This is a genomic window from Bacillus sp. 2CMS4F (genome assembly GCF_023161785.1).
GTDB lineage: Bacteria > Bacillota > Bacilli > Bacillales > Bacillaceae > Bacillus > Bacillus halotolerans.
This window is the reverse complement of record NZ_JALNTO010000012.1, coordinates 40,973-64,663: the sequence shown is the minus strand read 5'-3', so window position 1 is coordinate 64,663 and position 23,691 is coordinate 40,973. Positions and strand designations below refer to the sequence as shown.

The 23,691-nt window shown below is 41.2% G+C and carries 25 protein-coding genes and 1 other RNA gene; 15 read left to right on the top strand and 11 right to left on the bottom strand.

Annotated elements, in window-relative coordinates; translation table 11 throughout:
• The first annotated feature begins 3 nt into the window (after positions 1-3).
• Complete coding sequence (odhB, locus tag MTN95_RS16135) at positions 4-1,257, top strand: 2-oxoglutarate dehydrogenase complex dihydrolipoyllysine-residue succinyltransferase (RefSeq protein ID WP_059293272.1); 1,254 nt, start codon at positions 4-6, stop codon at positions 1,255-1,257.
• A 57-nt stretch (positions 1,258-1,314) separates the two neighbouring features.
• On the opposite strand, the gene MTN95_RS16130 is transcribed toward odhB, so the two are convergent.
• Complete coding sequence (locus MTN95_RS16130) at positions 1,315-2,280, bottom strand: bile acid:sodium symporter family transporter (RefSeq protein ID WP_248338979.1); 966 nt, start codon at positions 2,278-2,280, stop codon at positions 1,315-1,317.
• 240 nt (positions 2,281-2,520) lie between these two features.
• Here MTN95_RS16130 and MTN95_RS16125 point away from each other — a divergent pair, with 240 nt between their 5' ends.
• A complete protein-coding gene (locus tag MTN95_RS16125) occupies positions 2,521-3,858 on the top strand; it encodes a sodium-dependent transporter (protein WP_095713102.1) in 1,338 nt (445 codons plus the stop codon).
• Between the two features lie 31 nt (positions 3,859-3,889).
• Here MTN95_RS16125 and MTN95_RS16120 read toward each other — a convergent pair whose 3' ends face one another.
• The 3 genes from MTN95_RS16120 to dhaS all read right to left on the bottom strand — a co-directional run bounded on the left by MTN95_RS16120 (position 3,890) and on the right by dhaS (position 8,210).
• Complete coding sequence (locus MTN95_RS16120; protein WP_248338977.1) at positions 3,890-4,735, bottom strand: superoxide dismutase; 846 nt, start codon at positions 4,733-4,735, stop codon at positions 3,890-3,892.
• Entirely contained in the window at positions 4,725-6,623 is a 1,899-nt protein-coding gene (locus tag MTN95_RS16115) for a terpene cyclase/mutase family protein (protein ID WP_248338975.1), read from the bottom strand. The genes MTN95_RS16120 and MTN95_RS16115 overlap by 11 nt, the downstream gene beginning before the upstream one ends.
• 99 nt (positions 6,624-6,722) lie before the next feature.
• Positions 6,723-8,210, bottom strand: a complete 1,488-nt coding sequence (gene dhaS / locus MTN95_RS16110) for an aldehyde dehydrogenase DhaS (RefSeq protein WP_105955029.1) — start codon at positions 8,208-8,210, stop codon at positions 6,723-6,725.
• A gap of 228 nt (positions 8,211-8,438) precedes the next feature.
• Between dhaS and MTN95_RS16105 the strand changes: the two genes are divergently transcribed.
• The 10 genes from MTN95_RS16105 to MTN95_RS16060 all read left to right on the top strand — a co-directional run bounded on the left by MTN95_RS16105 (position 8,439) and on the right by MTN95_RS16060 (position 15,408).
• The gene (locus tag MTN95_RS16105; protein ID WP_024121722.1) at positions 8,439-8,642 is read left to right on the top strand and encodes a DUF6501 family protein; all 204 of its coding nucleotides are present in this window, start codon (positions 8,439-8,441) and stop codon (positions 8,640-8,642) included.
• A 384-nt stretch (positions 8,643-9,026) separates the two neighbouring features.
• A complete protein-coding gene (locus MTN95_RS16100) occupies positions 9,027-9,371 on the top strand; it encodes a PH domain-containing protein (protein WP_024121720.1) in 345 nt (114 codons plus the stop codon).
• 123 nt (positions 9,372-9,494) lie between these two features.
• Positions 9,495-9,986, top strand: coding sequence for a TraR/DksA family transcriptional regulator (locus MTN95_RS16095; protein WP_059293268.1), 492 nt, complete (start codon positions 9,495-9,497; stop codon positions 9,984-9,986).
• 150 nt (positions 9,987-10,136) lie between these two features.
• Positions 10,137-10,763, top strand: a complete 627-nt coding sequence (gene azoJ / locus MTN95_RS16090; protein WP_248338973.1) for an FMN-dependent NADH-azoreductase — start codon at positions 10,137-10,139, stop codon at positions 10,761-10,763.
• Between the two features lie 230 nt (positions 10,764-10,993).
• A non-coding RNA gene (ssrS, locus tag MTN95_RS16085) (6S RNA) lies at positions 10,994-11,180 on the top strand.
• Positions 11,181-11,323: 143 nt separating this feature from the next.
• Positions 11,324-13,111 (top strand): DNA helicase RecQ, encoded by a 1,788-nt coding sequence (recQ, locus tag MTN95_RS16080; RefSeq protein WP_202853551.1) that lies wholly within the window; start codon positions 11,324-11,326, stop codon positions 13,109-13,111.
• A 236-nt stretch (positions 13,112-13,347) separates the two neighbouring features.
• Entirely contained in the window at positions 13,348-14,211 is an 864-nt protein-coding gene (locus MTN95_RS16075) for a LysM peptidoglycan-binding and 3D domain-containing protein (protein ID WP_248338971.1), read from the top strand.
• A gap of 286 nt (positions 14,212-14,497) precedes the next feature.
• Positions 14,498-14,722, top strand: a complete 225-nt coding sequence (locus tag MTN95_RS16070; RefSeq protein WP_248338968.1) for a hypothetical protein — start codon at positions 14,498-14,500, stop codon at positions 14,720-14,722.
• Positions 14,723-14,791: 69 nt separating this feature from the next.
• Entirely contained in the window at positions 14,792-15,013 is a 222-nt protein-coding gene (locus MTN95_RS16065) for a hypothetical protein (protein ID WP_248338966.1), read from the top strand.
• On the top strand, positions 14,989-15,408 hold the full coding sequence (locus MTN95_RS16060) for a sodium:solute symporter family transporter (RefSeq protein ID WP_248338963.1): 420 nt from the start codon (positions 14,989-14,991) through the stop codon (positions 15,406-15,408). Before MTN95_RS16065 ends, MTN95_RS16060 begins: the two co-directional genes overlap by 25 nt.
• 127 nt (positions 15,409-15,535) lie before the next feature.
• Here the strand turns inward: MTN95_RS16060 and desR are convergent, their stop codons facing one another.
• The 5 genes from desR to MTN95_RS16035 all read right to left on the bottom strand — a co-directional run bounded on the left by desR (position 15,536) and on the right by MTN95_RS16035 (position 20,140).
• Entirely contained in the window at positions 15,536-16,135 is a 600-nt protein-coding gene (desR, locus tag MTN95_RS16055) for a two-component system response regulator DesR (RefSeq protein WP_044155563.1), read from the bottom strand.
• Between the two features lie 18 nt (positions 16,136-16,153).
• A complete protein-coding gene (desK, locus tag MTN95_RS16050; RefSeq protein ID WP_248338961.1) occupies positions 16,154-17,266 on the bottom strand; it encodes a two-component sensor histidine kinase DesK in 1,113 nt (370 codons plus the stop codon).
• 119 nt (positions 17,267-17,385) lie between these two features.
• Positions 17,386-18,444, bottom strand: coding sequence for a Delta(5) desaturase DesA (gene desA / locus MTN95_RS16045; RefSeq protein ID WP_248338959.1), 1,059 nt, complete (start codon positions 18,442-18,444; stop codon positions 17,386-17,388).
• A 156-nt stretch (positions 18,445-18,600) separates the two neighbouring features.
• Positions 18,601-19,578: a S66 family peptidase gene (locus tag MTN95_RS16040; protein WP_248338956.1), complete on the bottom strand. Its 978-nt coding sequence runs from the start codon at positions 19,576-19,578 to the stop codon at positions 18,601-18,603.
• Between the two features lie 64 nt (positions 19,579-19,642).
• Positions 19,643-20,140: a hypothetical protein gene (locus MTN95_RS16035; RefSeq protein WP_024121710.1), complete on the bottom strand. Its 498-nt coding sequence runs from the start codon at positions 20,138-20,140 to the stop codon at positions 19,643-19,645.
• A 169-nt stretch (positions 20,141-20,309) separates the two neighbouring features.
• Here MTN95_RS16035 and MTN95_RS16030 point away from each other — a divergent pair, with 169 nt between their 5' ends.
• On the top strand, positions 20,310-21,092 hold the full coding sequence (locus tag MTN95_RS16030) for a VLRF1 family aeRF1-type release factor (RefSeq protein ID WP_227599374.1): 783 nt from the start codon (positions 20,310-20,312) through the stop codon (positions 21,090-21,092).
• 137 nt (positions 21,093-21,229) lie between these two features.
• Positions 21,230-21,766 (top strand): DUF420 domain-containing protein, encoded by a 537-nt coding sequence (locus MTN95_RS16025; RefSeq protein ID WP_003231280.1) that lies wholly within the window; start codon positions 21,230-21,232, stop codon positions 21,764-21,766.
• Positions 21,767-21,858: 92 nt separating this feature from the next.
• Here MTN95_RS16025 and MTN95_RS16020 read toward each other — a convergent pair whose 3' ends face one another.
• Complete coding sequence (locus MTN95_RS16020; RefSeq protein WP_024121708.1) at positions 21,859-22,533, bottom strand: lysozyme family protein; 675 nt, start codon at positions 22,531-22,533, stop codon at positions 21,859-21,861.
• Between the two features lie 191 nt (positions 22,534-22,724).
• Between MTN95_RS16020 and czrA the strand changes: the two genes are divergently transcribed.
• Complete coding sequence (czrA, locus tag MTN95_RS16015; protein ID WP_024121707.1) at positions 22,725-23,057, top strand: Zn(II)-responsive metalloregulatory transcriptional repressor CzrA; 333 nt, start codon at positions 22,725-22,727, stop codon at positions 23,055-23,057.
• 30 nt (positions 23,058-23,087) lie between these two features.
• Here the strand turns inward: czrA and csk22 are convergent, their stop codons facing one another.
• Entirely contained in the window at positions 23,088-23,630 is a 543-nt protein-coding gene (csk22, locus tag MTN95_RS16010; protein ID WP_248338954.1) for a mother cell-specific sporulation protein Csk22, read from the bottom strand.
• Between the last annotated feature and the right edge of the window lie 61 nt (positions 23,631-23,691).

Sequence of the window (23,691 nt, the reverse complement as noted above, 5' to 3'; positions counted from 1 at the left end):
AAAATGGCGGAAATTAAGGTACCTGAATTAGCAGAATCAATCTCAGAAGGAACAATAGCCCAATGGTTAAAGCAGCCCGGTGATTATGTAGAACAGGGTGAATATCTGCTTGAACTTGAAACGGATAAAGTAAATGTTGAATTGACAGCAGAAGAATCGGGTGTTCTTCAAGAGGTATTGAAAGATTCGGGTGATACCGTCCAAGTTGGAGAAATTATCGGTACCATTACAGAAGGCGCGGGTGAAAGTTCTGCCCCTGCTCCTTCAGAGAAGGCTGAAAGCAAAGAAAGTGAAAAAGAAGAAAAGCAAGCTGAACCAGCGGCGCAAGAAGTGAGCCAGGAAGCGCAAACTGAAGCAAAATCAAGAACAATCGCATCTCCTTCTGCACGTAAGCTGGCGAGAGAGAAAGGGATTGACCTGTCTCAGGTTCCGACTGGCGACCCGCTTGGAAGAGTGCGCAAACAGGATGTTGAGGCGTATGAAAAACCGGCTGCGAAACCAGCTCCTCAGCAAAAACAGCAGCCGCAGGCTCAAAAAACACAGCAAAGCTTTGAAAAGCCTGTTGAAGTGCAAAAAATGTCACGCCGCAGACAGACAATCGCAAAACGTCTAGTTGAAGTACAGCAAACATCTGCGATGCTGACTACATTTAATGAAGTTGACATGACGGCTGTTATGAATCTTAGAAAACGCCGCAAAGACCAATTCTTTGAGCAAAATGAAGTGAAGCTCGGCTTTATGTCTTTCTTTACAAAAGCTGTTGTAGCTGCTTTGAAAAAATATCCGCTCTTGAATGCAGAAATTCAAGGCGATGAGCTGATTGTTAAAAAATTCTATGATATCGGAATCGCTGTCGCAGCTGAGGAAGGACTTGTCGTTCCAGTTGTACGTGATGCAGACCGCCTGACATTTGCAGGCATTGAAAAAGAAATCGGCGAGCTTGCGAAAAAAGCGAGAAGCAATAAATTGACCCTTGGTGAGCTGCAAGGAGGCTCATTTACAATTACAAACGGAGGGACTTTCGGTTCACTCATGTCGACACCGATTTTAAACAGCCCTCAAGTTGGTATCCTGGGTATGCATAAGATTCAGCTGCGCCCTGTCGCAATTGATGAAGAGCGTTTCGAAAACCGTCCGATGATGTATATTGCATTATCTTATGATCACCGGATCGTAGATGGTAAAGAAGCAGTTGGATTCCTTGTCACAATTAAAAACTTACTAGAAGATCCTGAACAGCTTTTGTTAGAGGGATAAAACAAAAAAGGTACATCACGGATAAACGTGATGTACCTTTTTATATACAATAGAATGTTAAAGAGACAGTTCTGTGCTGTTTGAATCTTCTTTTGGATTCTTACCTTTTTTAGACCAATATGTAGCGAGCAGGGAGCCCGAAAGGTTGTGCCATACACTGAAAATCGCGCTCGGAACGGCAGATAGCGGTGAAAAATGTGCCGTGGCAAGTGCTGCGCCAAGCCCTGAGTTTTGCATGCCGACTTCAATTGCAATTGCTTTTTGAGACGCATAATCCATTTTTAACAGCTTTGCACAAAGAAATCCCAGTAAATATCCAAACACGTTGTGCAGGATAACTACTGAAAAAATAAGCAAACCTGATTGAAGCAGGTTTTCCCGGTTGCCGCTTACAACAGCTGACACAATGGCAACGATACCGATGACTGAAACAAGCGGCAGGGCATGAACGGCTTTTGCGACCTGTTTTTTGAAAAATATTTTGACGACTAGGCCTGCAATGATTGGAATCAATACAGCCTGCAAAATCGAAATAAATAACGAGCCAGGTGAGACAGGCAGCCATTCCTTGGCAAACAGCATAATCAAAACCGGCGTTAAAATCGGTGCCAACAAGGTGGAAATCGTTGTGACAGCAACAGACAGGGCCGTATTGCCTTTTGCTAAAAATGTCATAACATTAGAGGCAGTTCCACCCGGACAGCAGCCAACGAGAATGACGCCTACCGCGATTTCTGAGGGAAGATGCAGGCCATATGCTAAGCCGAAAGCAACAAGCGGCATAATCGTATATTGGGCAATCACTCCGATAATGACATACAAAGGTTTTCTGATCAGCTCTTTAAAATCATCGGTTTGCAGTGTGAGCCCCATTCCAAACATAATAATGCCAAGAAAAATCGTAATATAAGAACTGATCCAAGAAAATAATGACGGGAAAGAAAATCCGAGCACGGCAAAAACAATGACCCAGATTCCGAAGGTTTGTCCCGCGAAATGACTTATCTTTCTGATGTTTTCCATAAAAACACTCCTCATACACTGATCAAGAACTCCAGCAGAAATCCTTACAGATTTTTTGGTATTCCCCTATTATAATTAATTTTCTGAATAATTCAATATTGATAGATTGACTATATTCTGATATATCTATGGAGGTAGATGATAAATATATTATGTAAACTAATTAAAATATTCTTGACTATATAGGTAGATATTCTTACAATGAACCTTTAAACTGTTTTGGAAAATAGGAGTGATAGGGTGAAGGAAGCTAATCAATGGTCTTCGAAGCTGGGCTTTATTTTAGCTGCGGCTGGATCGGCTATCGGTCTCGGTGCAATATGGAAATTCCCATATGTAGCAGGCACCAGCGGAGGAGGCGCGTTTTTATTTATTTTTATTTTATTTACAATTTTAATCGGACTGCCATTATTGCTCGGTGAATTCATCATAGGCAGAAAAACACAGCAAGATGCCGTCCAATCCTATAAATCTCTTGCTCCAGGGTCTAAGTGGCATTGGATAGGCTATTTGGGCATGGCGACGTGCTTTATTCTGTTATCATTCTACAGCGTCGTCGGCGGATGGATTTTAAATTACATTTTTAAAGGCTTTACCGGCGGTTTATCGCATACGTCAGGATTTGATACGCTGTTTGCGAATACTATTTCAAATCCTTATTTGGCTGTAGGAGGCCAGCTGCTGTTTATGCTGGTCACAATTCTGGTTGTCGCAAAAGGTGTAAGCAGCGGAATTGAAAAAGCAAGCCAAATTTTAATGCCGGCGCTTTTTATATTATTTATCATTTTAATGGTGCGTTCAGTTACACTTCATGGAGCGATAGAAGGTATTAAGTTTTTCCTGACACCTGATATCTCTGCGATTGACGCCAATACGATATTATATGCGATGGGCCAGTCCTTCTTCTTATTAAGTGTCGGTGTATCTGTAATGGTAACGTATAGTGCTTATCTAGAGAAACAAGAAAATCTAGTGCAGTCTGCTGTATCTGTTACGGTTTTGAATGTCCTTGTCGCCATTATGGCGGGCATCGCGATCTTTCCAGCTGTTTTTTCATTCGGTCTCAAACCGGATCAAGGGCCTGTTCTGTTATTTAATGTGCTGCCGACTGTGTTTAATCAAATGCCGTTCGGAATTGTCTTTTTATTAGCATTTTTAATTCTATTTTTATTTGCGGCACTGACCTCTGCCTTTTCAATGCTTGAAATTTTGGTCGCTGTGCTTTCTAAAGGCGATGTTAGTAAAAGAAAACGATTTGCCTGGATCGGCGGGATTGCTATCTTTCTGGTCGGCGTACCGTCTGCGTTATCATACGGGGTTTTAAGTGATGTTACCATTTTTCACATGTCTATTTTTGACGCAGCTGATTTTCTGGTCAGTAATATTTTAATGCCGCTAGGAGCGTTATTGATTTCTATCTTTGTACCGTTAAAAATACCGAAAGAGGATTTGTTTAACGAGCTGAAAAGCGGCTCAAACCTCAAGCGAAAGTGGTTTGCGGTTTGGCTTCTGCTAATACGTTATCTTTCACCTGTTGCAATCATTATTGTATTTTTACATGTATTAGGTGTTTTTTAAAAAATGAAGCCCCCTGGAAAAGGGGGCTTTTTTAATAGAGTTTCCATACAACTTCTTTTGCCTGTTCAAAACGTTTTTCGGCTTCACGCCAATCGACTACATTCCACCAATGATCAACGTAGCTCCCGCGGTCATTTTTATATTGCAAATAGTAAGCATGTTCCCATACATCAAGCGGCAAAAGAGGGATAACATCCCACTGGCTGAAGTGCTGGTGCTTCTCTGCGGCTAAAATCTCAAGCCGTCCGGAACGAGGGGACCAGACAAGAATGGCCCACCCGACACCCTCCACTTTTTTTGCAGCTTGGGTAAAATGCTCCTTAAAGGCCGAATAGCTTCCAAATGAAAGATCGATCATTTGAAACAATGCTCCAGTAGGCCTTCTTTTTCCGTTTGGATGCATAGAAAACCAAAAAATGCTGTGCAAATAATGGCCCGCTCCATGAAATGCCAGCTCTCTTTCCCAATGAGTGATCAAGTCATAGTTCTTTGAAGCTCTGGCATTCTTAAGCTCCAATTCTGCTTTATTCAGTCCGTCAACATAGCTTTGATGATGCTTTGTATGATGAAGCACCATAATATCACGAGAAATATAAGGTTCTAAAGCGGAGTACTTGTACGGAAGCTTTGGGAGAACATGTTTTCCTATAGGAACGAAGGCACGTCTTTCACCTGTTTCTTCTGATTGTGTAATATCACGATAGAGTGTGGTGGCCTGCTGATACCACTCTTCTTCTGTCGTCTGGTCATCCTCCAGCGCTTCAATCATCTTTTCGATTTGATCCTCAAATTGATCAAGCTGTCCTCGTTTTTGAATCTGATCTTTTAAGGCTTCACACCAATTGAACATCTCGGTTTGATAAGATTCACGTTTCATTTGCTGTCTCCTTTTCAATAGAATTCAAATACTTGCTGACAGCCAGCAAAGGGAACACATAAGGGTAACTATGGTACCGAATATAAAATTGCTTTGGCAGCCCGATTCCCACTGGATAAGTCAAGCTTCTACCGTCATGAGAACTGCTGTCCATGAGGTAGTTCATTCCTTTCACAATTGCTGGATGACTGGGTTTTTCAAATTGCAATAAAGCATCTAAAGCCCAGGCAGTTTGTATAATGGTTCCTTCTTTAAGCGGCACATAGGTTTTGACCTCCGCGCTCTTGCAGGATTCACCCCAGCTGCCGTCATCATTTTGTACGGTTTTGAGCCACCGGATTGCCTTTTGTATCGAAGGATGTGTTCGAACAGCTCCGCAGGCGTGCATACCGGTCAAGGCAGCCCATGTGCCATAAATGTAGCAAACACCCCATCGTCCGTACCAAGATCCATTATGTTCCTGGTTTTCAAAAAGCCAGTTCACAGCACGCTGAATGTGGTGATGTTTTACTGAAAAGCCGGCTTTTTCACCTAAAAAGTGCAGCACACGCCCGGTGAGGTCGGCGGTTGAGGGATCAACAGCCGCATCCTCGGCGGATTCAAGCGGGAGGTGGCGGATAAGAGGGTGGTTCACATTTTTTTCAAAGGCGGAAAACCCTCCATCATTGTTCTGCATCGATAAAAGCCAAGCCACACCTCGCTCCCAAGAAGAAGGAGAGAAGTTGCGGGGAATTGCTTTTAAGACGGCTGCGGTGTCGTCACAATCAGGGTTATTCGTGTTGATATTTGAAAATCCCCAGCCTCCTGGAGATACATTTGGATTTTTGACAGACCAATCTGCTATCTTGGTATGCTGCCGCTTTTGTAAAAAAGAAGCGGCTTTTGTAATTGTACCATCTGTTTCGGCAACACCGTTTTGCTGAAGCGCATAGGTGATTAATGCAGTATCCCAAACAGTGGATGTGGAATTTTCTAAATAAGGAATGCCGCCGCATTCAGTCACCAATGCTTTGATGCCATTTATTGCCCTTCGGATAACCGGTGAATGGCGTGACACACCAAGTGACAGAAGGCTGTATACCATAAATATTGTGGCGCTTGCATAACTGTACAGTGTGCCGTCTTCTTCAATCCGGTCAAGCATATACGTTTTAGCTGTGTGTAAGCCCAGCTCCTGAAGAGCAAAGGGTGCACGAAAAATGCGCTTCCAATGAGTCAGAACAGAAGAGAGGTCTCTCTCCTCGAAAGCATCGGAACGGAGCCAAGTCAAAGGATTTTTTGTCATGTGCGGGTCGAGGTGGCGGAGAGATTGAATTTTGCGGTTTTTTAGTGTGAATCGCTGATTGAGTGTTACGGCCATTGGGGTAAAGTGTATACGGGCATATGTGCTGAACTGATAAAAATGAACCGGGAATGTTGGGGGAATTGCTAAAAGCGACAATGGCAAATATAAAGCGGGCCAAGGGTAAAGGCCATTTGCTGCAAGCATCCATTTTGTCATAAAATGAATATTTCTCAAGCCGCCATGTGATGCAATGAATTGTTCAGCTTTTTTCATGTGCGGATCAGTTCGATGGTAGCATCCTGAAGCCAGCATTCCGACATATCCTTGGACGGTAGCTGTTATATTGCCGCCTGTTTCGTCAGGAAAATTGTTAAACGTTCCGTCTGGCTGCTGATTTTCGCGAATGCCGGCTGCAAGCGCCGAAATGAGTTCTTTTTCATTTTCACCTTCATCAAGTGAGGTGAGGAGCAGAATAAAAAAAGAATTCGTCATGATTGGCCCTTCAAAGCAAAATGTCCAAGAACCGTCATCATTTTGCCTATCTTTCAGCTCTGAAATGGTGTTTTGCTGATAGCGCCTCACCTTCTCCTGAAGTGTGCTCATCCCGCTCAACTCCTTCAGAAGATATATATTCATCTGCTTTTGCCGCCATTACTGAAAGAAAAAAACTGCTGACTGGCAGCAGTTTTTTTGAAAAACCTTTTAGTCCTCAAGATTAATCCATACACTCTTGACTTCTGTGTAGTTATCTAGAGCATATGAACCCATTTCTCTTCCGAGTCCGGATTGTTTATAACCGCCGAATGGGGAAGCTGCGTCAAACACATTATAGCAGTTTACCCAGATAGTCCCGGCTTGAAGACGATCTGCGATATAATGGGCTTGTTTTACATTCTCGGTCCATAGTCCGGCAGCAAGTCCGTATTCAGAATGGTTAGCTCGTTCAATGACTTCATCCACTGTTTCATATGGTATGGCCGTCAGGACTGGTCCGAAAATTTCTTCTTTAGCGATGGTCATATCGTCTTCCACATTCGCAAACACAGTCGGCGCGACAAAGTATCCTTCTTCATAAGGGCAGCTTCCGCCAGTGACAGCTTTAGCTCCTTCATCTTTCCCTTTTTGAATATAAGAAAGAACACGTTCATGCTGCTCCTTGCTCACGAGCGGGCCGATTTGGGTATCTTTATGAAGTCCGGCTCCTTGGCGGAGTGATTCAGCATAAGACACCATCTCATTGACAACTTCATCATACTGGTCTTTATGAATAAAGACGCGTGAGCCCGCACAGCAGACTTGGCCTTGGTTAAACATGACACCGTTTAAAGCGCCTGGAATGGCTTTTTTCAAATTCGCATCCGGGAGCAGGATATTAGGTGATTTTCCGCCCAGTTCCAGGGTGACCCGCTTAATGCTTTTTGCCGCCGTGCCCATGATTTTCTTTCCGATTTCTGTTGATCCGGTAAAGGCAATTTTATCAACCGCTTCATGGTTGGTAAGTGCTTCTCCCGCATTCTCACCGAATCCAGGAATGATATTGATGACACCGTCGGGGAAACCGGCTTTATCAATTAACTCAGCCAAATAAAGAGCTGAAAGCGGGGTTTGCTCAGCAGGCTTAAGCACAATGGTACAGCCGGTTGCAAGAGCCGCACCCATTTTCCACATCGCCATAAGAAGCGGGAAATTCCACGGGATGATTTGCCCGACGACGCCGACAGGCTCATGGCGTGTATAATTAAAATAGGAGCCGGAAACAGGGATTGTCTGCCCTGTTATTTTTGTACACCAGCCGGCGTAATAGCGCATATGCTCAATAGCCAGCGGGATATCTCCATTTGTTGTTTCGTTTATTGGTTTTCCGTTATCAAGGGTTTCAAGCTGAGCAAGCTCAGTTTTATGCTCTTCCATTAAATCTGCCAGCTTATACATTAGTCTGCTTCTCGTTGCTGGAGACATTGTTCTCCACTCGCCTTGATCAAAGGCTTTGCGGGCAGCTTTAACGGCTTTGTCCACATCCTCTGCCTGGGCTTCGTACAGCGTCATTAAGGTTTCGCCTGTCGCCGGGTTGGGCGTGTCAAAGGTTGCCCCTGAGGCACTCGGAACAAACTTTCCATCAATATAAAGCTTCTTTGTTCCCTGTAAAAATGTCTCCAGCCTTTTACTCACTTGCATCGTTAAAGAACTCATTCGTAACAAACCTCCAGTCATTTTTATGGTCTGTTCTGAGATTCTTGGTGATAGAATGGATATTGCTTCATTGAAGAGCAGGAATTAGCTGTGATCGTTACTGTGGAAGTAAGCGTATACAAACATTCTATACTAGAAAACAAGGCAAAATCAATGAATAACCGATATTGCAATTTATAAAAGAAAAAAGCTACAATAGGCTTATAGACAAGTAAAGGAGATTTCATCATGATACATAAAAATTGGCTTGAAAAAGAAACCATTAAAAAAGTAAAGTGTGTTCAGACAAACGCAAAAAAATACATTGTAAATCGCGTATTAACTCCAGGGAAAGAATATGAAGTGAAGAATGAAACAGAGGAATTTCTGTTTGTCGTCGATAATACAAATAAAATCGGCGGTTACTATAAAGAATATTTTGAAGAGGTATAATCACCGATCGAATTCCTGAGGGAGAAGAAACAGAAAATGTCACAATTGAAGATACGGATGGTTATGCAAAGAACCGCAGCTAAGCTGCGGTTCTTCTTTGATTCAAAAAGGGAAAATAAAACAGATACACAAAAGAAACGTTAAAAAACTCATTTTTCAAAAAATATTTGCGGAAAATGAAACTTTTTTCTCTTTTGGTGCGTACTACATGATGACAACAATTCAAAAGACAAGAAACAAATCAAAAATTTGAAAAATGTAATCTGTTCGTAATGGTTTAAATGTCTTCTATGTCGTATTCTTATATAGGGATAAAGGACTTATTTTATTTAATGTAATCTCGTCATAAGAAAAATAGATAAATGCAGAAAGAGGGGTTCTTCATTGGGTATTTTTTCTGTTAGCAGATCAACTGACGCAAAGAAGCTTGAAGCTTTGCTCGTTGAAGGGGAAAGAATAGAATCGATTTATAAGCTCCGGGTTGACCAAATTTGTTTTACAAACAAACGTATCATTTTCTTTGATAATAAGGTGTTTTCTAAAAAGAAGGTTCGTGTATTTCTTCCATATAAAACGATTGAAAGCTTTGCCATTCAAGAAGCGGGAATGTTTGATCCCGATACTGGACTTTTATTAATGACAAGAAGCAAAACCTTTGAATTAGAATTTGCGAAAGATACCGATTTAAGCGAAGTGCAAGCGGTGCTGACAAAGTATTTATGCAGCTGAATAAACTGACTGAGGCCAGCCGTCTCCAAAGAATGGTTTGGCTTTTTTTTGTGCCATAAAAACACTTTTTTTGGTTTGTCAGTATTCAAAACTGGGAACAGAGAAAAAAAGGAGAGGATACACATGGCACTGACTAAAGAACAAACTCAGCATCTCTACCATAAATTGCTTGATATGCAAAAAGAATTGTCTGGCGAAAAAAAGAAAACACAATCAATGACTGAAGAAGTAGGAGAGCTGTCTAATGGGGTCGATAACCATATGGCTGACCACGGAACACTTGTAACAGACCGCATGACAGACCAAACGGTAAAAGAAATAGACCGGGAGCTTTTGGAGGAAGTTAATCACGCTTTACAAAAGATAAAAGACGGAACGTACGGCATTTGTGAAAAAACAGGTCAAGACATTCCATACGAAAGATTGGAAGCTGTTCCGTACGCAAGAATGACAGTGGAAGCCCAAGCTGATATAGAGGATGACTTGGAAACGGATGCTCCGTCATTCGAAAGGGAGTTTCATGAACAGGTCAAAGATCTATCTAATAAAGAAACAATTGATCAAAAAAGCTCTCAAACGTATGAGATTTTAGATCGTGAGCAGGATTCAAACTGAAAATGGCAAGCAAGTACACCGATATGAAGTGTACTTGCTTTTTTTTATGAAAAAATCTCATATTCGAAATAAAGTGATTGACTTTGCATAAAAAAGAAAGTAACATACTATTTGTAAGTTAATATAAAAAGTTTACCGGGAGGAATACAAATGTCTACAGTTTTATTTGTAAAATCAAGTGACCGTACAGCTGAAGAAGGTGTTTCAGTTAAACTATACGAAGCATTTCTAGCTGCATATAAAGAAAACAACCCTAATGATGAAGTGATTGAATTAGATCTTCATAAAGAAAACCTTCCTTACCTTGGAAGAGATATGATTAACGGAACATTTAAAGCAGGTCAAGGTATGGAAATGACTGAGGAAGAGAAAAAACAAGCTGCAACAGCTGACAAATATCTGAACCAATTTGTAAAAGCTGATAAAGTGGTGTTCGCATTCCCGCTTTGGAACTTTACAGTGCCAGCAGTGCTTCATACTTATGTGGATTATCTGTCTCGCGCAGGCGTTACATTCAAATACACACAAGAAGGACCAGTTGGTTTAATGGGCGGCAAAAAAGTTGCACTTCTTAACGCGCGCGGCGGCGTTTATTCAGAAGGACCAATGGCTTCACTAGAAATGTCATTAAACTTCATGAAAACAGTTCTTGGTTTCTGGGGTGTTCAAGACTTGCACACAGTTGTCATCGAGGGACATAATGCAGCGCCTGATAAAGCACAAGAAATTGTTGAAAAAGGTTTACAAGAAGCGAAAGAGCTTGCTATTAAATTTTAATGAATGAAGACTCCTATCCGTGAGATAGGAGTTTTTTTGCGTGTACATATTATATAGAAGAAAGTGATAACTTCTTGCCGTTAAAAAGCGTCGTTTTTTATTGTAATATATTTTTTGTTTGTCGAATCATTAGATATATTAGCGAAAAAACAGTTTTATGGACGGAAAAAAGTTTTTCTGAACAATTGATCTACCCCTTGATAAAATATGTCCGATGGTGTACTATATAAAAGAAGCTACTTTGTACGTATTGTTAATTAAGTTTTAACCTTTAAGCTGTAATAGGGAGTTTTATATCGAAGCCGGAATGTCATGCCTCCATTGTAGAGGACGACAGGAACGTTTCTGCAAACACCCACTTTGAGGAGTGGTGGTTTAAAACTTTCTTACTTGCATACGGCAAGATGTAGCGAAAGCCATTTCCTTTATGGAAATGGCTTTTTATTTTATCTAAAAAAGGATTTTTATATCGAAAATTCAATTTCCATCCGAGAAGAAATGCAGGTTTATTTTTTGTGATATGATGGGAGAAATTGAAGGAAAAGCGAGGGTTACACGTTATGTTACATAAAGCCCAATCTCTTTTGGCGCATTATTTCGGTTATGAAAAGCTGCGCAGAGGGCAGGAGGAAGCCATCCGTTCGGTGACAGAAGCGAGACAAAATACGGCCTGCATCATGCCGACGGGCGGGGGGAAGTCAATTTGCTATCAAATTCCGGCACTGATATTTGAAGGAACAACTATTGTCATTTCACCGTTAATTTCCTTAATGAAGGATCAGGTTGATGCTCTTGAAGAAGCGGGAATCAGAGCTGCTTACATCAACAGCACGCAAACCAATCAAGAGATATATGAAAGGCTGAACGGGCTGAAAGAAGGAGCTTATAAGCTTTTTTACATTACACCAGAGCGGTTAACGTCAACAGAATTTATTCGTATTTTGCAAAGCATTGACGTTCCTTTAGTAGCAATAGATGAAGCGCACTGTATTTCTCAATGGGGCCATGATTTCAGGCCAAGCTACAGAAACATTGAAATTCTGTTTCGTGAGTTAAATGACAAACCCGTCATTATCGCATTAACGGCAACAGCAACACCTGAGGTGCATGATGATATATGCAGCCAGTTGCATATTCAAAAAGAAAATACGGTGTATACCGGTTTCTCCCGTGACAATCTGACTTTAAAAGTTGCAAAAGGGGAAAACAAAGATCGTTTTATTGAAGAGTATGTAAAAAGAAACAAACATGAAGCAGGCATTGTCTATACCGCGACAAGAAAAGAAGCAGATCGGATATATGAGCGATTAAAACGAAATCAGATCAGCGCAGGGCGGTATCATGGGGGCTTACAGGACGAAGTCAGAAAAGAACAGCAGGAAAGGTTTCTGAACGATGAGCTGCAGGTCATGGTTGCCACATCTGCTTTCGGCATGGGCATCGATAAATCAAATATCAGGTTTGTTCTTCATGCCCAAATCCCGAAAGATATGGAAAGCTACTATCAGGAGGCGGGACGAGCTGGCCGGGATGGCCTCGACAGTGAATGTGTGCTTTTATTTTCTCCGCAGGATATTATGGTGCAGCGCTTTTTAATCGAGCAATCGGAAAATGAAGAGAAGCAAAAGCAGGACTTGAAAAAACTGCGGCAAATGGTTGACTACTGCCATACGGAAGATTGTCTGCAGCGATTTATTCTGATGTATTTCGGAGAAAAGGAGGCTGAAGCCTGCGGACAGTGCGGAAACTGCACAGATACAAGAACAGCCCATGACGTGACGAGAGAAGCGCAGATGGTCTTATCGTGTATCATTCGCATGAATGAACGTTTTGGGAAGACGATGGTTGCCCAGGTGCTCGCTGGATCAAAAAATAAAAAAGTGCTCGAAAACGGCTTTAGCAGCCTTTCAACATACGGAATATTAAAGCACCAATCAGTTGGTGAAATCAGCGACTTCATTGAATTTCTGATTGCTGACGACTTTATTAGGATGTCAGATGGAACATTTCCGACTCTTTTTGTAAGCGGCAAAGGGAGAAATGTGCTGAGAGGCGAATTATCTGTAGCGAGAAAAGAAACATTAAAAGCAGAAGCCATTACAGAAAATGACGAGCTGTTTGAACGGCTGCGCACCTTACGCAAGCAAATTGCAGCGGAGCAGGGCGTTCCGCCTTTTGTCGTTTTTTCTGATCAGACGCTGAAAGATATGTCAGGAAAACAGCCTGTAAATGATGAGGAACTTTTGTCTATAAAAGGAGTCGGAGAACAAAAAAGAGCAAAATATGGCCGGCTTTTTTTAGAAGAAATACAAGCTTATGTACAGGTGACAGACTCAAAAAAAGCATAAATCAACCTTTTTTTCTTTGAAAAACACATTTTCTTTTTTTTTTTTTGACCCGAACTTAAAAGACTTGAAAAGCCTATTATATCAAGGGTTCAGTAAGACTTTCCAACGGAGAGAAATCCTTCATGTAAAGGAACTGTAATCTAAATCATATCTTTTTGTTATTGATTTGACATTTACATGTGTTACGATATCACCTGTTAGCCGCCAATAAAAAGCTAACAAGGGAGGATTTACTTATGAAGAAGACGATTATGTCCTTTGTAGCAGTTGCAGCACTTTCAACAACTGCATTCGGAGCTCACGCTTCTGCAAAAGAAATCACGGTGCAAAAGGGTGATACGCTCTGGGGGATCTCTCAGAAAAACGGAGTGAACCTAAAGGACCTAAAAGAATGGAACAAGTTAACTTCTGATACAATCATTGCGGGAGAAAAACTGACCATTTCTTCAGAAGAAACAACCACTTCTGGGCAATATACAATTAAAGCGGGAGATACGCTTTCTAAGATTGCTCAAAAATTCGGTACGACAGTTAACAACCTGAAAGTTTGGAATAACTTAAGCTCTGACATGATCTATGCTGGATCTGCACTTTCAGTAAAAGGTCAGGCAACAGCAGCAAACACAGTGACTGAGAATGCGCAAACAAGCGCACCTCAAACTGAAACAAAACAAGAGGCTGTGCAAAAAGAGCAACCTAAACAAGAAGCTGTTCAACAGCAACCAAAACAAGAAACAAAGGCTGCAGCAGAAACTTCTATTAAAACAGAAGAAAAGGCTGTTGAATCTAATACAAATCAACAAGAAGCGGCAAAAGAACTAACTGTTACTGCTACTGCTTACTCTGCTAACGACGGCGGCATTTCCGGCGTTACAGCAACAGGCATCGACTTAAACAAGAACCCGAATGCTAAAGTTATTGCGGTTGATCCAAACGTGATTCCGCTAGGTTCTAAAGTCTATGTTGAAGGTTATGGAGAAGCAACAGCAGCAGACACTGGCGGCGCAATAAAAGGAAATAAAATTGACGTATTTGTACCAAACAAAAGTGATGCACATAATTGGGGCGTCAGAACAGTAAGTGTAAAAGTGTTAAATTAATAGAATAGATGAAGATAAAGGACATGTAGCTCTAAGCTCGTGTCCTTTTTTTGTTTTTTTAGAGACGTAAAACATAATATGCTGATAAAAGAAAAATTGTGCTCTTTCTGATTTCGATGAATAGAAGGTAAACGCTCCTGTCATCTACTGTCTTTGCAGAAGGTGTTGCTGGCTTTTGCTTTGATTATTGTATCGTTCATACTCTAACCGTTATTTCTTAGGGGAGGAGCCTCACTGTTTTATATATTGAAAGCTCGCTTTTATAACGAATTTATCAACTGAGCTGATGGCAGGGTTAAATGGGCAAAGCTACGCGGGCTCTATGACAGCATGTCTTGGGAAGCAAGTGCGCCGCCCGCGTTACTTAAAAACAGGAGTCATGGCGATACCTGATTTTTTGGAGCAGCGATTTGATCATAGGTTATGCTGTTTCATTCCAGCAGCTGTATTCAAGACTCTTGTCTTCCGCTTTACGGAGACGTTTGGCATCAGCACGTTCATGGCGGTTTAGCTGATTTCCTTCATGTTGCGTAACGACTGCATACATTTGGCGGGCTGATAGCAGCTGCTTTTAGCAGATGTGATATACGGAATTGGTTTAATTTTAGGCGGTTTTTTTATTGTGGTTCTCGGTGTTCTCACAGTCGAAGATGGCAGCTTTGGGAGCGGAATTGCAAGACTGACTGCATTACATAAAATCGATATTCGTAATTCGGCAGATGTATACTGGCAGACGATTTTAACAGGTTTATTAGTGAATCACCTGTTCTATGAACCATGCAATTTGTTCAGCGTGAGTTAGGCGCTAAACATTCAGATGAAGGACAGAAGGGCATCGGAGTGTATTATATAGTAGTTCCGGGAGTGACAGCCTTTTCATTTGTATGGCTTCGGAATAGAAATGCTGACACTGTAAACCCTCGACTGATCGTCGACTTAATGCCAGCGTCGCTTATCGGTGTTTTTGCCGCTATTTTATTCAGGGCGATTTTAAGCTCTTTCAAGGGGGCTTTAAACAGTATAGTTACCTTGTTTACATTAAATATATACAAGCCAATGTTCAAGCCAGACGATGGTAAAGGTGAAATTGTCAAATCAGGGCGCATTTTTGTTGCCCTCGTAATTGTATCCATGTCATCGCACCATTTGTTTTATACGCGCCATAGAGCTATACAGCTATCATCAAGAGGTGGATGATATGCCAATGAACAATGAACGGCTGATGTGTTATTTTCATTCTTGGAGCGGCAACATATCTCCTGTTTCAGCGTGGGGAGTAGCAGATGAACAAAAGAGGATCTTGGACATATGCCAAGATCCTCTTTTACTTAAACCAGCCTTTTTCCTTTGAGCGCGTAATGGCTTCTATACGGTTTTTCACTTCAAGCTTTTCCAGAATCATGGAGATATAATTTCGCACCGTCCCGCTTTTAATGCTGAGTTCTTGGGCGATTTCTTTTGTGTTTTTTCCGTCAGCCACAAGTTCGAGCACTTCTTTTTCTCTATCTGTGAGAGGGTTGGCCTCGCTATACATATCCTCCATCAGCTCAGGTGCGTAGATACGCTTTCCGTTCATGACGCTTCGGATGGCGCTCGCGAGCTCTTCGCTGGGACTGTCCTTCAACAAATAGCCTTTAACGCCGGCTTTAATGGCTCTCTGAAAGTAGCCGGGGCGGGCAAAAGTGGTTAAGATAATAATTTTGCAATCTGTATCCTTTAATTCCTCAGCAGCTTCAAGCCCCGTCTTTCCGGGCATTTCAATGTCCATAATGCATACATCGGGCTGATGTTTTTTTGCAAATTCGACAGCATCCTGTCCGGTTGTTCCTTTGCCGACAACTTTCATATCGTCTTCTAAGTTCAATAGTGATCCTAAAGCGCCCAGCAGCATCTGCTGATCTTCCGCAATAAATATACTAATCATGTAAGCCATCCTTTTTGTTTATTTTGAGTTATTAGGAATCGTCATGGTAAGCTTGGTTCCGTTTTTGGTGTCGATGTGGAGGCTCCCGTTTGCAAATTCAAGACGCTCTCTCATACCGAGTAAGCCATGTCCTTTTGAAAAGCACGTGTCTCTTCCTTGAAATGTTCCATCGTCAGACACTGTAATAACAACTTCCTTCCAGAGCTCCTGAATATCAACTCGGCATGTTTTAGCCTGACTGTGTTTGACAACATTTGTGACAGCTTCCTTTAAGCACATGCTCAAAATGTTTTCATTAAGCAAAGAGATATTTTCGGGCATTTTCTCATCTTCGTAGATAAATGTAATGTCAGCTGCTTCGAGAATTTGTTTGATGTTTATGATCTCATCCTTGAGCCGGATGCCTTTCATAGAGGATACGATTTTTCTTACTTCATTTAAAGAAGTTCTCGCTGTTTGCTGAACACTTTTCAGCTCACGCGCTGCTTGTTCGGGATCTTTGTATATTAATTTTCTCGCCAAGTCGCTTTTTAAACCGATAAGAGAAAGCTTTTGACCAAGCGTATCGTGGAGGTCGCGGGCAATCCGCTGCCTTTCTTCTAATTTTACCAAATCGGCAATCCGTTCATTTGCAAATTCAAGTTTTTCTTCCAGCCGTTCGCGCTCCTTGCGGCTTCTGATACTGAACGGCAATAAAATTGCACTGATGAGGGTAATGACTACAAAAGGAATTTGTGTCAGAAAGAATTCCTTTTTTAACACAAGACTGAAATTCGCTGCGACGGCTGCGCTTATTAAATGTACGTAATATAAAATGTGGAAAGGGACGCGTTCTTTTATGTTTCCAATAAAATACGCGATAAAAAAAGCAAAATAAATATAACTGAACAGCGTAATGGAGGCTGTTGAAATGCCGATTAGCAGAAACGCCCACAAATAAATGGCCCAGCCTTTTGAGACAAAAGCAAATCGATAAACCGAAAAAAATAAAAGCGTCAAGATAATTCCGACGATAATAACAACTGTAGAAGTTGATTTAAATATAAAGTAGAAGGGCAGGATGAAAAATATTGTCCATATATAAGGTGTGATCCCGCTTATTTTTTGAAATGTAAAATGCTTTTTGATCATGATATAACCTCATTTTCAGCTTTTCATCTTAAATGTAACTTTACCATTGTGAAAGCCAGATTGCACCACCGAACAATAAAAAGGAAGCCTTCTTGTTGTATAAGAAGACCTCCTAATAGTCAGGCGTTCTCCCGCAGCTTCTGTTTTTCTGTTGAATCAGGCGGAAGGCGGAAAGATATTTGTTTGATACCCCGAAATGACACAAATTGTTTTTTGTCTTCATCCCAAAGGCGGAAGGCGAGTGATTGCAGGCTTGTTTTTAAGGTGATTGTCGGTACGTTTTTTAATGGTTCGTGATGTTCATGAGCAACTTCAAGCTTATAGTTGGGCACCTTTGGGCTCAAATGGTGAATGTGGTGGTAACCGATGTTGCCTGTCAGCCATTGAAGGAGTTTCGGGAGTTTATAAAATGAACTGCCCTCCACAGCGGCCTGAACGTAGCTCCAGTTTTCATCTGCTTCAAAATAAGAATCTTCAAATGTATGCTGTACATAAAACAGCCACACGCCGATTGAACCTGAGATCAGAAAGATAGGGCCTTGCACGAGCAAAAACGATTGCCAGCCAAAGATCAGACAGCAAACAGCAGCCAATGACACAATTGCCAGGTTTGTAAGGTACGTGTTCACGCGCTCCTTACGTCTTGCGCCTTTTTTGTTAAAGCGGTTGGTGATCAGAAAAACATAAATTGGTCCGAGAATAAACATGATAAACGGATTTCTATAAAGTCTGTATGCAAGTTTTGTGCGTCTAGATGCGGCTATATATTCGTTTACCGTTAACAGCCAGATGTCACCTGTTCCGCGTTTATCCAGATTGCTGCTGGTCGCGTGATGAATCGAATGGCTGTGCTGCCATTGAAGGTAAGGGAACAAAGTCAGAACACCTGTCAGAAAGCCGAGAATATGGTTATAGCGCTTTTGTTTGAAAAATGATTGATGGCAGCAGTCATGAAAGATAATGAAAATTCTTGTCAAAAACCCTGAGGCAACCACTGTTAATGCTAAAGTAAGAAGATAGGAGACATTGAGGCTGAAATAAGCAAGAAACCAAAGTCCGAAGAAAGGGATAAACGTGTTTAAAAGCTGAATCAGACTGTTTTTTGTTTCGGGCTGAGCAAAAGCAGCGACTTGCTTTGTCAGCAGTTTTTGTTTGTGTTTAAGGGTTGGTTCAGTCATAGTAAAGGATCCTCTCATTGTGTGTCTCGCTTAAGTATACGAAAGAGAAGGATGTCTTTGTAGTAGCACACATCATGCATCATATATGACATTTGTCATGTGGACAGAGATGACGTGCAGATGTGAAAACAGCTTGTAAAAGATTTTACAAGCCGTTTAATGTTTGTCAATCCATATTCGTGATGTACCCGAAACAGCTTCAATCCTGCATGTTCCCCCTATAGGGAACGTGGCAATTGGAGAGGTATGCCCGGCATTTATGTTTGCGATGACGGGGAGGCCGGATAATTCTTTTTTTGATCTAATCATGGCTTTTACATGATCTATTGATACGTTTGATGCTTTTTGGAACCTGCCGATCAATATCCCCTTTACATTTGAAAAAGAAGGGAGGTGGATGAGCGATTGTAAATCGCGGTCAAACATATTTGCGTCTGACATATAATCATCTTCAATCAGTAAAATTGTATTTTCTGTTTCAGGAAAATACTCCGTGCCCTGCAGCAAATTAAGTGTACACAGGTTGCCGCCAATCAATGTGCCTTCAGCATAACCATCCTGGATCACAATAGGACCGGAATGAGGGTGAAAGTGCCTGTTTTCTTGATCTAAAAACCATTGATCATCACTCCACTCTTGTGATGGCAGGATTTCAAAGGCTTCATCCGAAGCGCAGCAAGCCAGAAAATAATCTTTTATATAGTCCAATCCTTTTTTCATTGCAAATGTAGAAAAGTGGGGACCTGAATATGTAACGAGACCGGTTTTTTGATAAATGGCATTGGCGAGAGCCGTAATATCGGAATAGCCGCAAAGAATTTTTGGATTCTGTTTGATTTTCTCGTAATCAAGATAACGCAGCAGCTGATTGCTGTTGAATCCGCCGAGTGTTGTTAAAATAGCTTTGACATTGGGATCAAAAAAGGCGCTGTGCAGATCACTTACTCTTGATTCGATAGAGGATGACTGGAATTCGTTTAACTCCTCTGCGTGTTCAGCAATGGTCACCCGAAAACCCAATCGTTCTAATGTCGTTTTTGCGTGCAGCTTTGCTTCATTTGTTAATACGGACATGCTGGTGGCGGGAGACACGATTCGAATTTCGTCTCCCGGTTTCAGTTTGGGTGCAAACACTTCAGGTCCTCCTAAACAGTTTTACACCATTACAGCATATCTCGGCATATTCTTCCAGACTTTTTTAGAAATCCGTCCATTTAATGCTTCCTGATTGTGTATCGTAGTCAATGGATACTTCAAATTGATGCTTTTCATAAAAATGAATGAGTCTGTCCACATGATTCCAATCCCGTTTGGCTATGTCGCCGGTAACTTTCGGGATATTGCAGTCTCTGGCAATATCTTTTAAATATTTCATACAAATAGAACCGAAGCCGTAATTCGGAGGCCCTTTAATATCCCCAATATGAATGGCATCGTCCTGATAGGATGCTACAAGTGAAAAGCAGCTTTTCCCTCTATAAGCTGTTTCACAATCTGTGAGCATAATTTTGCATGTTTGGCCATCATCAATCGAGGAAACAATCATCCAATCTTCATCTTTCGATTGATCAATACCAAGCACTCTGGCATCTTTCGATAGATCCTTTATATTTTCCTGCATGCGATAAATTTGAAATTCTAAATGATTCAGCTCTTCTTCAAGCTCTTGGCGGTTTTTTTCCTTAGTGGTAATCAAAATCAAACCCCTTTCAAAAAAAGTTAGAAACACAGTAACCAATTGTAGTAGATAGAAGAGGCGTTTGTAAATGATAAATCCATAATTACTAGAATTTAGTGCAAGGAAGGTTTGATTGGTTTTAAGAGAGGAAAAAGAAAAGTAACCCGTTGCAAAAGGAGGAATATGAATGCCGATTGATTCATTGATTAAGAAATTGCGTTATGTCCAATTGGAACCCCCGGACAAAATTCTCTCGTTATATCTCAACACAGATATGAGGGATCCAGAGCAGCAAGGGGGAGAATGGAAAATAGCCCTTAAGTCAGGGTTCGGCAGATTAAAAGAATATCTGGCAGCAAGTGACCCGGAGGAAGAAAAGTGTCTGAATGCAATCACGGACAAAATCTATCAGCACCTTAACGGAATAGGAAAAAACATGCCGCGCAGCCTCGTGTTTTTTGTTTCGAATAGCGGTATATGGGAAGCGATCAAGCTTCAAATTCCTGTTGAAACAAAATTTTACTGGGAAGAGACAGCTGTACTTGATCAACTGGAGAATTTGCGCAAAACGTATCCAAGCACGGCTTTTATTTTAACGCAGCAAAATGAAGTGAAAATTATAGAAACCGTTTTAGGCAAAATTGAAGCGGTGGAACATTATGAATATGACGTAATCAATGAATCATGGGAGAGCAGCCAGTCTTCTAAAACCACATCGGCTTCATTAGAAGAGGAACAAATGAAGAATCATGTAACGGAGAATCAAACGAGACTGTACAAGCGGCTGGCGGCCAACCTCGACCAAAAGGCCGCGGCAAAAAAATGGGAGCGGATGATCATTGCCGGTGATAAAGAAACGGCTGACATCCTTGATCAGCATATGAACAAACCCATTCACTCGAAAATCCAAAAAAATTTGCTGAATGAAAATGAACATAAGGTTGTTGACCATTTAATGCAAGAGGCATAAACCAAAAGGCTGGTGCTATTAAAGCGCCGGCCTTCTGAAGTGTGTCTAATTTCTGACGAAGCTAACGAAAACGTTGACATCTCCGTTGAATTTGCATACGATTTGGATAGCCAGTACAAATTAGGAGAGGTCACCAAATGAATCAAACAGAAAATAAACCGAAAAATTATACTGGAATTGTCCTTACACTGACAGTTCTGATTAACGGTTTAATCGCAGTGCTGTTTTTTATGCCTAAATTAGATCAGTTCAGCCATGCGAATATTCACATTTTGCCAATGCTGAATGCGATATTCAACAGCTTTACGTTTATCTTCTTGTTGGCGGCACTGATTATGATTAAACAAAAAAACATTAAGGCGCATAAACGCTTTATTTTAGCTGCTTTTACGACAACATTATTGTTTTTGATTTGCTATGTCACATACCATTCGATTGCGGAGAATACGCTGTATGGCGGAGAAGGTATTATGCGTCCGATTTACTTCTTTATTTTAATTACGCATATCTGCCTTTCTGCAATCATCGTGCCGCTTGCGCTGTTTACGCTGATCAGAGGCTTCAGCATGCAGGTTGAGCGCCATAAAAAAATTGCCAGATGGACAATGCCGCTGTGGCTGTATGTCAGCCTTACAGGCGTTATTGTATATTTGATGATATCACCGTATTATTAAAAGCCATACTTTGTATGGCTTTTTTGAGGTTTGTAAACATAACAAAAGCCCAAATATCGTTTTGGGCTTTGTCAGTAAATTGACAGGCTCCTTTAATGAGCCGTTGATTCCATGGTTTCAAGTGTTGCAACTTGTAAAGATTTTTCAACAGTTTTCGTTTTTTCTTTTACTTTTTCCGCGTACGTGTAATCACCGTAGCAATACGGATAACGGAAATTGTTTTCATTTCCTCCGCAAGTATAGAGCCCGGGATTTTTTTCGACTTGCTGCTCGGAGTATTGTTTTGCCAATTCCTCAGTATGCGTTCCTCCATGTTCAGCTACAAAATCAATATAACCTGCCCCCATGTTGTAGCTTTGAATAATCGTATCCAAATCCACACCTTTTTCTTTACCGGTTTTGTACATGAGGGTAAATTGCTTGATGCCTTGTTTAATACTGAGTTGAGGGTCTGTTATCTCATTACGCTTTAACCCTAGAGATTCAGAGGACTGCATCGGATCATTGCCTTTTCCTTTTGACTCCTGATACATCATGCCGAGTATCAGCGATGTGTAATTGGAGAGTCCCCGGTTTTCAAGCTCGTCCTCAACCAGCGGTTTATAGTCAGTTAAACGTTCGAGGACAATTGTTTTCGTGTCAATCGGAAGTTTTTTGATTAAATCGCGGTTGAACAAAAGCAGGACCAATAAAAAAGAGGCCATGACAAAGACAGAAATCATCATAAAACCCGCAGCAGCGAAACAGCCTTTTCTCTTTTTCTTCACTGTGTTTCACCCTCAATGTTTGCAGCAGTATGACTTTTTCATTATGACACAGAACGTATACCAGACCAAGTGAAAACCTGATTTGAAACATAAATTTAAACTATGAGATTAAATTGGAACAAGAAGAGACAGGTTTGCATGAAAGGTCATTTGTTATAAGATAAAACTATGAAATAAGAAAGGTGAGACACATGACTGAATTTCGAGAAACGGACCGTGCGAATGAAACGGTGACCGATTTGGACGAAGAAACTTTATTTCTAGTCGCACAAACCTTCAAAGCGCTTTCTGATCCTACCAGAATCAGAATTCTCCATTTGCTTTCTCAGGGTGAACATGCTGTGAACGGGATCGCTGAGAAACTGAATTTACTGCAATCAACAGTATCCCATCAGCTCAGGTTTTTAAAAAATCTACGGCTCGTGAAATCGCGCAGAGAAGGAACATCAATCTACTATTCTCCCGAGGATGAGCATGTATTAGATGTGCTTCAGCAAATGATCCATCATACAAGACACGATTAAAAAAGACATCCTTGCTGCCGCATGTCGCGATTAAGCAAGGATGTCTTTTTCTTTACTGTGCCCATTTTGTTCCAGTCCGTTTCTGCTGATTTTGATGACAATAGAGGAAAAACCGATATAATAGACGGCGATCAGAAAACAGACGCCAATCGTGAAAGGATCAGTTCCGATAGACTGGCTGTAAGATCCCAGGCTGTGTAAATCAGGCGCGGCAAGGAACAGCTCTGTTACACGATAAAGAAATCTCGATAGAAATAGGGTTAGCAGAATAAGTTCTACCCAAATATGAGTCCGAAAATAAATTTTTCCTCTGCGTTTTTCAAAGGAGAGATTTTTCCTGGCGAAAAAAACCAGCAGACATCCGCCGAGAATGCCGATAATGAAATATCCGTATAAAAAAGGATGAATGAGGCTGAAGATGGTGAGACCGAATGCAAACATTGAAAAAAGAATCATACGAGTAAAAAGCCAGCGAGGCTTCAGCGGCTGATATCCGATGGATCGCTTGATTTTTTTATACAGAAAAAAGACGATAATCACGACAGGATAAACGCTTTGAAGTGTAAGATGCATGATGTGATATCCCCTCCGTTGAGAAGTGTATGCTTATCCGTTTTGAAATAGTAGTCTAAAT